Origin of the sequence: Streptomyces sp. NPDC055966 (assembly GCF_042269865.1) — a bacterium.
Lineage (GTDB): Bacteria > Actinomycetota > Actinomycetes > Streptomycetales > Streptomycetaceae > Streptomyces.
On sequence record NZ_JBHJYK010000001.1, the window covers coordinates 406224 to 418393 of the forward strand.

The following is a 12170-nucleotide window of genomic DNA, read 5'->3' on the forward strand; positions in this document are numbered from 1 at the left end:
TACTGCCCGTCCACGGTATCTCCGCCTAGGCTGGGCCCTGCCTCGGGGGCACAGTGGGCACTCACACGCACTTGGGGGACGACATGTCCGACGACGGCCAGCAGACCGGGCACGAGCGCGTGCCGAGCAGGCAGCGCAGGCGCTTCCCGGGGATCTCCTCGCGTGCCTACGAGCATCCGGCCGACCGCTCGGCCCTGGTCGCGCTGCGCAAGCTGAGCGGATTCGACACGGTCTTCAAGGCGCTCAGCGGGCTGCTGCCCGAGCGGAGCCTGAGGCTGCTGTTCCTGTCCGACTCGGTCCGCGTCTCCGAGCGGCAGTTCCGGCATCTGCACGACATGCTGCTGGACGCCTGTTACATCCTGGACCTGGAGAAGGTCCCGCCGATGTACGTCAACCAGGACCCGCAGCCGAACGCCATGTGCATCGGCCTGGACGAGCCGATCATCGTGGTCACGACGGGCCTCGTGGAGCTCCTCGACGAGGAGGAGATGCGCGCGGTCGTCGGCCACGAGGTGGGCCACGCCCTGTCCGGCCACTCCGTGTACCGCACGATCCTGCTCTTCCTGACCAACCTCGCCCTGAAGGTCGCCTGGATCCCGCTGGGCAACTTCGCGATCATGGCGATCATCACCGCCCTGCGGGAGTGGTTCCGCAAGTCGGAGCTGTCCGCCGACCGCGCGGGTCTGCTGGTGGGCCAGGACGCACAGGCCTCGATGCGCGGCCTGATGAAGATCGCGGGCGGCAACCACCTGCACGAGATGAACGTGGACGCCTTCCTGGAGCAGGCCGAGGAGTACGACGCCGCGGGCGACCTGCGCGACTCGGTGCTGAAGATCCTGAACGTGCTGCCCCGCTCGCACCCCTTCGCCGCCGTGCGGGCGGCCGAGCTGAAGAAGTGGTCCGAGTCCCGGGACTTCCAGCGGATCATGGACGGCCACTACGCACACCGCGACGAGGACAAGGACACCTCGGTCAGCGACTCCTTCCGCGAGTCGGCGGCCGCCTACGCGAGCGACGTCAAGACCTCCAAGGACCCGCTGATGAAGCTGGTCTCGGACCTCGCGGGCGGCGCGGGCGACCTGGGCGGCCGGGTGCGGCGCGGCTTCGACGGCTTCAAGAGCGGCCCGCCTACGGCGCAGGAGGGGCCGACGGACGAGGAGTAGCCAGGGTCCCGCACAGCGCCGCCGGGCTGTCCGTGGCGAACGGGTCGGTGCCCGCCGGGCCCCCGCTGCGGGCCGTCTGCCCGGCCAGCAGCGGCCGCAGGTACGCCGAGGAGTCCTCGGCGCAGGCGAGGGGACCCGCCTGGACGTACGACGTGAGCAGCTGGACCTGGTGGGTGCGCAGGTCGTCGCGGGTGAAGCTGAAGGTCAGCTCGCGGCGCACGGTGAACAGGGAGGCCCGCGCACCGGCCGGGGCGCCGGTGGGCCGCAGTGCGTAGACCAGGGTGTGGTCGGCGGTGACCTCCAGCGTGTCCGCGTCGGCCTCGACGGCCTGGAGGTCGCCCTGGACCCGGATCCGGTCGTCGGCGAGCTGGGTGCGGGCGGGGTCGAAGCGGACCACCCAGCCGGTGGCGGCGTGCCGCCCGTCGGCCGCCGGACGGGCGAAGCTCTGGTCGAACTGGTCGAGCTGGTCGGCGTCGACAAGGGCCCGGGCGGGGGCGCTCTGACGGCCGGTCAGCACCTCGGGGTAGAGCGCGGAGCGCACGATGTAGTCCTTGGCGCTGGTGAGCGCGGTGACCACCTGGCTGTCGGAGAAGTGGACGGTGCCGCGCGCGACCGGCAGCGGGATCCCCTCGGCGCCGACCTCGAACTGGGCGGCGGGGCTGTGCGCGTACAGGCTCTCGGCGTCGGCCCCGCCGGGCACCTCGGCCGTCGGGGCGAGCGGGATCACCGTGGTCCGCAGGGGTTCGGCGGAGCGCCGGACCTGCGGGGAGCCGTAGGGATGGCGCACGCTCATGTAGACGGCGGTGCCCATGGCGACGGCGAACAGCACGACGAGGACCAGCAACTGCCGGTGCAGGCCGCGGTGCAGGGGCGGGCGGCGGCGTACGGCCGGCGTGTGGTCGGCCATCCGCTCCTCGGCGGAGTACTCCTGGAGGCGGGCAGCGCGGACGAACGACTCGTCGAACACGACGGGTCGGTACTCGTCCTCGCCACCTGCGGGGCCGCCCTCGGGTGTCCCCTCCGGTGGGTCTCCTGGCCCGCCCATACCTTCAGGGTAGGTCGCAGGGGCCTCAGGTAAACGCCCTGGTACACGACAACTTCTGACAGGTTCTCACCAAGGGGCGGGCGGGTGCGCTCAGGGGGTGCGCGGCGTGGCCGAGGCGACCGGCTGGCCGGTGTCGGCGGAGACGGAGGGCGCGGCGGCGCCGCCCTGTTCCACACCGGTCGAGGCGGGGGCGGGCACCCGGTCGCGGGCGCCGGAGGAGCCGCCGCGGTAGACCGCGGCGAAGGCGAGGGCGACCATGCCTATGCCCATCACGACGGCGAGCACCCAGGCCACGGGGCGGTGCCAGCGGACCTGTCTGCCGTGGGCGCCGAAGGGGCCGTCGCCGTCGTCGAGGACGTAGAGGTCGTCCAGGTCGTCGTCGCGATCTTGGCCCGGATCGGTGCCCTCGGGGGCGTACGTGTCGTCGTAGCGCTCGCCGCGGGCGCGGGCACGGCGGGCCTCCGCCTCGGAGGCCTCGGCTCTCGCCTGCGCGGCGGCGAGGAGGCGCTCCACGGCGGTCGGTTCATGGACCGTGGCCGCCTGCACGAAGGCCTCGTCGAAGACCACGGAGGCGAACTCTTCGTCCGACACCCCGCGGTCGTGGTCGTCGTCGGGCTCCCAGCCGTCAGGGAACGGCGTGCCCCCCACGTCCTCCGGCACACGTCCAGAGTAGACCTGAGGGGTCAATTTGGGCAGACGGTAGGGAAATTCGTCTGACTGGTGAGACGCCTTTCGGCCGCCCGCCCGGATCCCCGGACGTACGGCCGAACGGGTGATTCTCAGGGGCGTACGTGGCCGTCGCCGGTGACGATGTACTTCGTGCTGGTCAGCTCGGGCAGGCCCATCGGGCCGCGGGCGTGCAGCTTCTGGGTGGAGATGCCGATCTCGGCGCCGAAGCCGAACTGGCCGCCGTCGGTGAACCGGGTGGAGGCGTTCACGGCGACGGTGGTGGAGTCGACCAGCTGGGTGAAGCGGCGCGCGGCCTGCTGGGAGGTGGTGACGATCGCCTCGGTGTGGCCGGAGGTCCACAGCCGGATGTGCTCGACGGCCTTGTCGAGGGAGTCGACGACCGCGGCGGCGATGTCGTACGAGAGGTACTCGGTCTCCCAGTCCTCGGCCACGGCCTCGACGACGGTCGCCTTGGAGTCCTTGGCGTGGGCCAGCACGCGCTCGTCGGCGTGCACGGTGACACCGGCCTCGGCGAGGGCGTCCAGGGCGCGCGGCAGGAACTCGGCGGCGATGTCCTGGTGGACCAGGAGGGTCTCGGCGGCGTTGCAGACGCTGACCCGCTGGGCCTTGGAGTTGATCAGGATGTCGATCGCCATGTCGATGTCCGCGGCCGCGTCGACGTAGACGTGGCAGTTGCCGGTGCCGGTCTCGATGACGGGGACGGTGGACTCGCTGACCACGGTCTGGATCAGGGAGGCGCCGCCGCGCGGGATGAGGACGTCGACCAGGCCGCGGGCGCGCATCAGCTCGCGCACGGAGTCCCGGCTCTCGCCCGGCACCAGCTGCACGGCGTCGGCGGGCAGCCCGGCGCCGCCCACGGCGTCGCGCAGCACCCGCACCAGCGCCGTGTTCGACTCGTACGCGGACGCGGAGCCCCGCAGCAGGACGGCGTTGCCGGACTTCAGGCACAGGACGGCGGCGTCGACGGTGACGTTCGGGCGGGCCTCGTAGATGATGCCGACGACGCCGAGCGGGACGCGGACCTGGCGCAGGTCGATGCCGTTGGGGAGGGTGGAGCCGCGGACGACCTCGCCGACCGGGTCGGGCAGCTTCGCGACGTCGCGGACGTCGGAGGCGATGGCGCGGACCCGCGCGGGAGTGAGGGTGAGCCGGTCCACGACGGACTCGCTGGTGCCGTTCTCCCGCGCCCTGGCCACGTCCTTGGCGTTGGCCTCGACGATCTCGGCGGTCCGTACCTCCAGCGCGTCGGCGATGGCGAGCAGCGCGTCGTCCTTCACGGCGCGCGGCAGCGGCGCGAGGTCCGCGGCCGCGGCCTTGGCCCGGTAGGCGGCCTGGGTGACCGGGGACATCGAGTCGTACGGCGAGAGCGTGGTCATGAGGGAAGGGTAGTGCGCGCCGCGTACGCCTCCGGAGCACGTCCCACACCCCGAGACGAAACCCCCCGTACGGGACCAGAACGCACGGGATCAAAAGGGGTGGGATCAGAAGGGGTGGACCCCTACGGGTGTCGCGGGCGACGGGCCGTAGCCCTCGGCGATGCGGTGGTGGTAGGTCTCGCGGTCGATGACCTCCAGGCCGACGATCTCCCACGCGGGCAGTCCGGCGCTCTGCCGGTGCTCGCCCCACAGGCGCAGGGCGACGGCCGCGGCGTCGTGCAGGTCGCGGGCCTCCTCCCAGTACCGGATCTCGGCGTGATCGGTCGCGTATCTGCTGGTCAGGAGGAAGGGGTGGTCATGGGCCAGCTGTTCCAGGGCCCGGCGCAGATCGGACAGGGGAACGGTGTCCCCGGAGACGCTGAGGGTGACGTGCCACAGCCGGGGCAGGTCTTTCGGCTCCTCGTAGGTGTCCCCGGCCACGACGCTCGTCAGAGCACCGCGCGACGTCGCCCCAGGGCGCACTCGTCTCACGACGGCCTCCTTCATGGCTCGCTCGGCCCCTTGACGGAAGGCGTGTCCTGCCAACATGCCCCCGAGACAAAGTTGAGCAGGCCGCAGGGCTCCGCGTGGTGGTTTTACGGAACGTCCCCCACCGGGGGCGTGCCGTACGCCCTGTTTTACGAGCGGTCTTGCGACTGTCAGAGGTGCAGGAGCACCAGGTCGTCCCTGTGTACGACCTCGCGTTCGTACGCCGGGCCCAGTTCGCGGGCCAGCTCGTGGGTCGAGCGCCCGATCAGCCGGGGGATCTCCTTGGCGTCGAAGTTGACGAGGCCCCGGGCCACCGCGCGGCCGGCCGCGTCGCGCAGTTCGACGGGGTCGCCGGCGCTGAACTCGCCCTCCACGGAGGCGATTCCGGCGGGCAGCAGCGACTTGCGGCCCTTGACGACGGCCTCGACGGCGCCGTCGTCGAGGGTCAGCGCGCCCTGCGGGGTGGAGGCGTGCTGGAGCCACAGCAGCCGGCCGCCGGAGCGCTTGCCGGTGGGGTGGAAGTAGGTGCCGGTGTCGCCGCCGCTGAGCGCGTCCGCCGCGTGCACGGCGCTGGTGAGGACGACGGGGATGCCGGCGGCGGCGGCGATCCGGGCGGCCTCGACCTTGGTGACCATGCCGCCGGTGCCGACCCCGGCCTTGCCCGTGCTGCCGACGTCCACGCCCGCGAGGTCCTCGGGACCCGTCACCTCCGCTATCCGCGAGGTGCCGGGCTTGCCGGGGTCGCCGTCGTAGACGCCGTCGACGTCGGAGAGCAGGACGAGCAGGTCGGCGTGGACGAGGTGGGCGACGAGGGCGGCGAGGCGGTCGTTGTCGCCGAAGCGGATCTCGTCGGTGGCCACGGTGTCGTTCTCGTTGACGATCGGGAAGGCACCCATGGCGAGCAGCTTGTCGAGGGTGCGGGAGGCGTTGCGGTGGTGGGCGCGGCGGCTCATGTCGTCGGACGTGAGCAGGACCTGGCCGACGCGGACGCCGTAGCGGGCGAAGGAGGCGGTGTAGCGGGCGACGAGCAGGCCCTGGCCGACGCTGGCGGCGGCCTGCTGGCGGGCCAGGTCCTTGGGGCGGCGGCGCAGGCCGAGCGGGGCGAGGCCCGCGGCGATGGCACCGGAGGAGACCAGGACGATCTCCCGCTCCCCGCCGCTGCGGATCTTGGCCAGCACGTCGACCAGCGCGTCGACGCGGTCGGCGTCGAGGCCGCCGACGGCGGTGGTCAGGGAGGAGGAGCCCACCTTGACGACGATCCTGCGGGCCTCGCGTACGGCCTGCCTTGCCCTTGCCACGGTGCTGACTGTCCCCTCGCGTAGGTCGGCTTCGCAGCCAAAATCTACGCGAAGAGGAGAGGGGGCATCGCGCAGGTCCGCTCTGCGGACGCGCGGGTCCGCGTGCCCGGCTCGCGTACCCGGCTCGCGCGCCCGCCCGCCGGGCGCGCATCACGAATCCCGCGCCCCCCTCACTGAATATCGGCCACAAGCGGTCAAAAAGAGCGGGCGCGCGTCACGAAGCCCGCACTTCTCCGCCGAACCATTTCCGGCATGGAATGTCCTGTTTGCGCGCCAAAAATACGGACAGCGCCTCTTTTCCTCTTCTTACCTTTGGAGGGGCTCGCACACCTTGACCGCAGGCCCGGAGTCGGGGGTGAGTCCTGCCACATCCCCGCTGACCAGCGGCGGACGGGCTGTGGTAAGAACGTCTCACGAGTGACGTTAGGATAGGCTTAAACCAACCTTAACCTTGCACTCCTTGTGCCTCTCGCCACCCGCGCCGCATGTCAGCAGCGGGACGCGGGTGAGTCTGATCGACAGTCCAGGAGCCCCAAGCATGCCCCTCGCGAATGGAAACACTTCGCCCAAAATAAGCGTGGTCGTCCCTGTCTACAAAGTTCAGGGATATCTGCGCGCATGCTTGGATTCCATTCTCTCCCAGTCGTTCGAGGACTTCGAGATCGTCGCGATCGACGACCACTCCCCCGACTCCTGCGGCCGCATACTCGACGAATACGCCGCCCTGGACGAGCGCGTCATACCCGTGCACCTGGCGGAGAACCAGGGCATAGGCAAGGCGCGTGACGCCGGCGCGCTGAAGGCACGCGGCGAGTACATCCTGTTCCTCGACAGCGACGACACCCTCGCCGACGGCGCTCTCCAGGCGATGGCCGACCGGCTGGCCGTCACGGACAACCCCGACATCCTCCTGCTCAACCACGTCCGCACGTACTGGAACAACCGTGTGCAGGCGAGCGCGGCCGGCGAACTGCTCGCCGCGGCCGGCACGGACGTCTTCACGGCACTGGAGCGTCCCGAGTACCTCGGCATGTTCGCCGTGGTGTGGAACCGCGCCTACCGCCGCGAGTTCTACGTCGACGACCACCGCTTCACCTTCACCGACGGCATCTACGAAGACGCCCTCATGGTCTACAAGACCATGCTGACCGCGGAGCGCATCGCCGCCACCGACCACGTCTGCGTCGAGTACCGCCAGCGCCGCCAGGGCAACTCCATGCGCACGCCCGGACGCAAGCACTTCGGGATCTTCGAGCAGTACCAGCGGCTCTTCGCGTTCCTCGACGAGCGCCCCCACCTGGAGCCCGTGCGGGCCCTGCTGTTCGAGCGCGCCGCCAGCCACTACCTGTTCACCCTGGCCCGTGAGGACCGCATCGTCCCCAAGGACCGCGCGGAGTTCTTCAAGCTGGCGGCCGCCGACTACAAGCGCTTCAAGCCGAAGGGCCTCGTCCTCCCCGAGGGCACGCAGGGCACCAGGTTCCAGCTGCTGGAGCGCGGCTCCTACACGGCGTACGCGACGGTGATGGCCGCGAGCAACACCCGTCGCCAGGTGATCCAGCGGGCCACCAAGGTCAAGACCAAGCTCGGCAAGACCGCCTACAACCGGCTGTACCAGCTGCACCTGCGCCGCCCGGTCGACGAGAACCTCGCCGTCTACGCGGCCTACTGGAACCGCGGTGTCGCCTGCAACCCGGGAGCCGTCTACGAGAAGGCGAAGGAGCTGGCCCCGAACGTCCACGGAGTGTGGGTCGTGAAGCGCGACGCGGTGGACACCGTCCCCGAGGGCGTCGACTACGTGGTGGCCAACTCGCCGCGCTACTGGGAGGTCATGGCCCGGGCCAAGTACCTCGTCAACAACGTCAACTTCCCGAACAACATCGTCAAGCGGCCCGAGCAGGTCTTCCTCCAGACCCACCACGGCACCCCGCTGAAGCAGATGGGCATCGACCAGCAGAAGTACCCGGCGGCGGCCAAGAACATGAGCTTCGCCAAGATGCTGGAGCGGGCCGACAAGTGGGACCTCAGCCTCACCTCCAACCAGCACTCCACGGAGATCTGGGAGCGGGTGTACCCCTGCGCGTTCGAGGCCGTCGAGTTCGGATACCCGCGCAACGACGTCTACTTCCGGGCCACCGCCGAGGACGTCACGCGGATCCGCCGTGAACTCGGCATCGAGGACGGCAAGACCGCCATCCTCTACTGCCCGACGGTGCGCGACTACCAGAAGGGCTACGTGCCCCGCATCGACCTGGAGCGCTTCTGCCGCGAGCTCGGGCCCGACCATGTCGTCCTGGTGCGCACCCACTACTTCTACGGTGCCGACCCCCGGCTGGCGGCCCTCCAGGAGCGCGGGCTGATCAAGGACGTGTCGAGGTACCCGGTGGTCGAGGACCTCTGCCTGGCCGCCGACGCCCTGATCACGGACTACTCGTCCATCATGTTCGACTACGCGTGCCTCGACCGCCCGATCGTCAGCTACGCGGACGACTGGGAGGTCTACCGCAAGGCCCGCGGTGTCTACTTCGACATTCTCTCCGGGCAGCCGGGCGAGACCCCGGGCGCGACCGCCACCACGGAGGACGAGCTGATCTCGGTCTTCCGCTCCGGCGCCTGGAACAGCGCCGAGGCCGCCGAGCTGCGGGCCGCGTTCCGCGAGCGGTTCGTGCAGTTCGACGACGGCAACGCGGCGGAGCGCGTCGTGCGCCGGCTGTTCCTCGGCCAGGACCGGGGTCCCGCGGTGCTGCCCCTGGACGAGCGGACTCCGGCTCCCGCGCCGGGCGTCGTCGCCAAGGCGCGCATTCCGCGGCAGCCGACCGCAGAGCGTGGCCTCATCGGCGCCTGACGCACGGCCTGACGTACAGAACGAGAGAGACGAGCACCACGTGGTTTCCCGCCCCTCCATCTCCAAGGCCGTCATCCCTGCGGCAGGCCTCGGTACGCGGTTCCTGCCGGCCACCAAGGCCACTCCCAAGGAGATGCTGCCGGTCGTCGACAAGCCGGCGATCCAGTACGTGGTCGAGGAGGCCGTGGCGGCGGGTCTCGACGACGTGCTCATGGTCACCGGACGCAACAAGCGTCCCCTGGAGGACCACTTCGACCGCAACTACGAGCTGGAATCGGCCCTTCAGAAGAAGGGCGACGCCGGCCGGCTCGCCAAGGTCCAGGAGTCCAGCGACCTGGCGACCATGCACTACGTCCGCCAGGGCGACCCCAAGGGCCTGGGCCACGCCGTCCTGTGCGCCGCCCCGCACGTCGGCCACGAGCCCTTCGCCGTCCTCCTCGGCGACGACCTGATCGACCCCCGCGACCCGCTGCTCCAGCGCATGATCGAGATCCAGGAACAGCACGGCGGCAGCGTGATCGCCCTCATGGAGGTCGCTCCCGAGCAGATCCACCTCTACGGCTGCGCGGCCGTGGAGGCCACCGCCGACACCGACGTCGTGAAGGTGACCGGACTGGTCGAGAAGCCGGACCCGGCGGACGCCCCGTCGCACTACGCGGTCATCGGCCGCTACGTCCTCGACCCGCACATCTTCGACATACTCCGCCGGACCGAGCCGGGCCGCGGCGGCGAGATCCAGCTCACCGACGCCCTCCAGCAACTCGCCCAGACGCATTCATCAGCGGCTACCGCCGCGGGGAAGGCCGGCGGACCGGTGCACGGCGTCGTCTTCCAGGGCCGACGCTACGACACCGGCGACCGCGGCGACTATCTGCGTGCCATCGTCAGACTCGCGTGCGAACGTGAAGACCTGGGCCCGGACTTCCGGACCTGGCTTCGCGGTTACGTAGCCGAGGAGCTGACGGACGCGGAAGCTGACGTCTGAAACACAAGAGGGCGGGCCCGGAGGAAACCTCCGGGCCCGCCCTCTTGTGCGCCTGCCGCCTAGAACGGCTCGAAGTCGTCGAACTCCCGGCCGGCCTCGTCCCGCTCCGCCTGCTTGTCCCTGCGGCGCTGCGCCGCGGGCCGCTGTGCGTCGAAGCGGTGGTCCTCGCCGCGGCGGCCCAGCATCTCCGCGCCGGCCATGACCGTCGGCTCCCAGTCGAAGACGACCGCGTTCTCCTCGGGGCCGATGGCGACGCCGTCGCCGTTCCGGGCGCCCGCCTTCATCAACTCCTCCTCCACACCGAGGCGGTTGAGGCGGTCGGCGAGGTAGCCGACGGCCTCGTCGTTGTTGAAGTCGGTCTGGCGGACCCAGCGCTCGGGCTTGTCGCCGCGCACCCGGAACAGCAGCTCGCCGCCGACCTCCTCGCGCGTGACGGTGAAGCCCGCGTCGTCCACGGCCTGGGGCCGGATGACGATCCGCGTCGCCTCCTCCTTCGGCTTCGCGGCACGCGCCTGGGCGACCAGCTCACCGAGCCCGAAGGACAGCTCGCGCAGCCCGATGTGGGCGACGGCCGACACCTCGAAGACGCGGTAGCCGCGGGCCTCCAGGTCGGGGCGGACCATCTCGGCGAGGTCCTTGCCGTCGGGCACGTCGACCTTGTTCAGGACGACGATCCGGGGCCGGTTGTCGAGCCCGCCGTACTGGCGCAGCTCCTCCTCGATGATGTCGAGGTCGGAGACCGGGTCACGGTCGGACTCCAGGGTCGCGGTGTCCAGCACGTGCACCAGCACGCTGCACCGCTCCACGTGCCGCAGGAACTCCAGGCCGAGGCCCTTGCCCTGGCTGGCGCCCGGGATCAGACCGGGCACGTCGGCGATGGTGTAGACGGTCGAACCGGCCGTCACCACACCGAGGTTGGGCACGAGGGTCGTGAAGGGGTAGTCGGCGATCTTCGGCTTGGCCGCGCTGAGCACGGAGATCAGCGAGGACTTGCCGGCGCTCGGATAGCCGACGAGGGCCACGTCGGCGACGGTCTTCAGCTCCAGGACGACGTCCCGCAGGTCACCGGGCTCGCCGAGCAGCGCGAAGCCGGGGGCCTTGCGGCGGGCGGAGGCCAGCGCCGCGTTGCCGAGCCCGCCGCGGCCGCCCTGCGCGGCGATGTACGACGTCCCGTGTCCGATCAGGTCGGCGAGGACATTGCCGGCCTTGTCGAGGACGACGGTCCCGTCGGGCACGGGCAGGACCAGGTCCTGGCCGTCCTTGCCGGACCGGTTGCCGCCCTCGCCGGGCTTGCCGTTGGTGGCCTTGCGGTGCGGCGAGTGGTGGTAGTCGAGCAGGGTGGTCACGGACTGGTCGACGGTGAGGATGACGTCACCGCCACGTCCGCCGTTGCCGCCGTCCGGGCCGCCGAGCGGCTTGAACTTCTCGCGGTGGACGGAGGCACAGCCGTGGCCTCCGTTACCCGCGGCGACATGCAGTTCGACGCGGTCCACGAAGGTGGTCATGGTTCAGTGCCTCCAGAAACTCACGGGTATTACCTATGTCAACACGCGAAAGGCGGACCCGCCTTCCCGACCGGGAAGTGAGGTCCGCCTCGCGAAGTGAAGCGTTCGGCGCTGAATCAGGCGATTCAGGCGACCGGAACGATGTTCACGACCTTGCGGCCGCGGTGGGTACCGAACTCCACCGCACCGGCCTCGAGGGCGAACAGCGTGTCGTCGCCGCCACGGCCGACACCGGCGCCGGGGTGGAAGTGGGTGCCGCGCTGGCGGACCAGGATCTCACCAGCGTTCACGACCTGACCGCCGAAGCGCTTCACGCCGAGCCGCTGGGCATTGGAGTCGCGACCGTTCCGGGTGGACGATGCGCCCTTCTTGTGTGCCATGTCTCCTCAGTCCCTTACTTCGCAGCCGTGGGGATCGACGTGACCTTGATCGCCGTGTACTGCTGGCGGTGGCCCTGCCGACGGCGGTAGCCGGTCTTGTTCTTGTAGCGCAGAATGTCGATCTTCTGGCCCTTGTGGTGGTCCACGACCTCGGCCTGAACCTTGATGCCGGCCAGCACCCACGGGTCGCTGGTCACGGCGTCGCCGTCGACAACGAGCAGGGTCGAGAGCTCGACCGTGTCGCCAACCTTGGCGGTGGAAATCTTGTCAACCTCAACGATGTCGCCGACAGCAACCTTGTGCTGGCGACCACCGCTGCGCACGATGGCGTACACGCGGATCTCTCTTTCGCTCGTTC

The 12170-nt window shown here is 70.4% G+C and carries 11 protein-coding genes; 3 read left to right on the forward strand and 8 right to left on the reverse strand.

From position 1 onward, the window contains the following. Window positions 1–83 precede the first annotated feature (83 nt). Window positions 84–1163, forward strand: a complete 1080-nt coding sequence (locus ACFC8N_RS01910; protein WP_376285466.1) for a M48 family metallopeptidase — start codon at window positions 84–86, stop codon at window positions 1161–1163. Here ACFC8N_RS01910 and ACFC8N_RS01915 read toward each other — a convergent pair. The 5 genes from ACFC8N_RS01915 to proB all read right to left on the reverse strand — a co-directional run bounded on the left by ACFC8N_RS01915 (window position 1129) and on the right by proB (window position 6100). After that, complete coding sequence (locus tag ACFC8N_RS01915) at window positions 1129–2208, reverse strand: hypothetical protein (RefSeq protein ID WP_376285469.1); 1080 nt, start codon at window positions 2206–2208, stop codon at window positions 1129–1131. The genes ACFC8N_RS01910 and ACFC8N_RS01915 overlap by 35 nt on opposite strands. A gap of 90 nt (window positions 2209–2298) precedes the next feature. Then, window positions 2299–2895 carry a hypothetical protein gene (locus ACFC8N_RS01920; RefSeq protein WP_356039543.1) on the reverse strand — a complete coding sequence of 199 codons (597 nt, stop codon included), beginning with the start codon at window positions 2893–2895 and terminating at the stop codon, window positions 2299–2301. 92 nt (window positions 2896–2987) lie between these two features. Then, entirely contained in the window at window positions 2988–4274 is a 1287-nt protein-coding gene (locus ACFC8N_RS01925) for a glutamate-5-semialdehyde dehydrogenase (protein ID WP_356039540.1), read from the reverse strand. A gap of 105 nt (window positions 4275–4379) precedes the next feature. Next, window positions 4380–4805, reverse strand: a complete 426-nt coding sequence (locus ACFC8N_RS01930) for a hypothetical protein (protein ID WP_376285473.1) — start codon at window positions 4803–4805, stop codon at window positions 4380–4382. 167 nt (window positions 4806–4972) lie between these two features. Then, window positions 4973–6100, reverse strand: coding sequence for a glutamate 5-kinase (gene proB, locus ACFC8N_RS01935; RefSeq protein ID WP_356039534.1), 1128 nt, complete (start codon window positions 6098–6100; stop codon window positions 4973–4975). Between the two features lie 538 nt (window positions 6101–6638). On the opposite strand from proB, the gene ACFC8N_RS01940 reads away from it, so the two are divergent. Together ACFC8N_RS01940 and galU are read left to right on the forward strand one after the other, a co-directional pair. Continuing rightward, window positions 6639–8942 (forward strand): bifunctional glycosyltransferase family 2 protein/CDP-glycerol:glycerophosphate glycerophosphotransferase, encoded by a 2304-nt coding sequence (locus ACFC8N_RS01940; RefSeq protein ID WP_356039531.1) that lies wholly within the window; start codon window positions 6639–6641, stop codon window positions 8940–8942. A 40-nt stretch (window positions 8943–8982) separates the two neighbouring features. Beyond that, complete coding sequence (gene galU / locus ACFC8N_RS01945; protein ID WP_376285477.1) at window positions 8983–9927, forward strand: UTP--glucose-1-phosphate uridylyltransferase GalU; 945 nt, start codon at window positions 8983–8985, stop codon at window positions 9925–9927. Window positions 9928–9986: 59 nt separating this feature from the next. Here the strand turns inward: galU and obgE are convergent, their stop codons facing one another. The 3 genes from obgE to rplU form a co-directional block, all read right to left on the reverse strand. Beyond that, window positions 9987–11432 (reverse strand): GTPase ObgE, encoded by a 1446-nt coding sequence (gene obgE, locus ACFC8N_RS01950; RefSeq protein WP_356022708.1) that lies wholly within the window; start codon window positions 11430–11432, stop codon window positions 9987–9989. A gap of 125 nt (window positions 11433–11557) precedes the next feature. Then, window positions 11558–11812, reverse strand: a complete 255-nt coding sequence (rpmA, locus tag ACFC8N_RS01955) for a 50S ribosomal protein L27 (protein ID WP_071384751.1) — start codon at window positions 11810–11812, stop codon at window positions 11558–11560. Window positions 11813–11826: 14 nt separating this feature from the next. Further along, the gene (gene rplU, locus ACFC8N_RS01960; RefSeq protein ID WP_009188585.1) at window positions 11827–12147 is read right to left on the reverse strand and encodes a 50S ribosomal protein L21; all 321 of its coding nucleotides are present in this window, start codon (window positions 12145–12147) and stop codon (window positions 11827–11829) included. Between the last annotated feature and the right edge of the window lie 23 nt (window positions 12148–12170).

Excerpts from the sequence above, each read along its gene's own strand:
- ACFC8N_RS01910 (WP_376285466.1), top strand. The coding sequence starts at position 84 with ATGTCCGACGACGGCCAGCAGACCGGGCACGAGCGCGTGCCGAGCAGG.
- ACFC8N_RS01915 (WP_376285469.1), bottom strand. The coding sequence starts at position 2,208 with ATGGGCGGGCCAGGAGACCCACCGGAGGGGACACCCGAGGGCGGCCCC.
- ACFC8N_RS01925 (WP_356039540.1), bottom strand. The coding sequence starts at position 4,274 with ATGACCACGCTCTCGCCGTACGACTCGATGTCCCCGGTCACCCAGGCC.
- ACFC8N_RS01940 (WP_356039531.1), top strand. The coding sequence starts at position 6,639 with ATGCCCCTCGCGAATGGAAACACTTCGCCCAAAATAAGCGTGGTCGTC.
- obgE (WP_356022708.1), bottom strand. The coding sequence starts at position 11,432 with ATGACCACCTTCGTGGACCGCGTCGAACTGCATGTCGCCGCGGGTAAC.
- rpmA (WP_071384751.1), bottom strand. The coding sequence starts at position 11,812 with ATGGCACACAAGAAGGGCGCATCGTCCACCCGGAACGGTCGCGACTCC.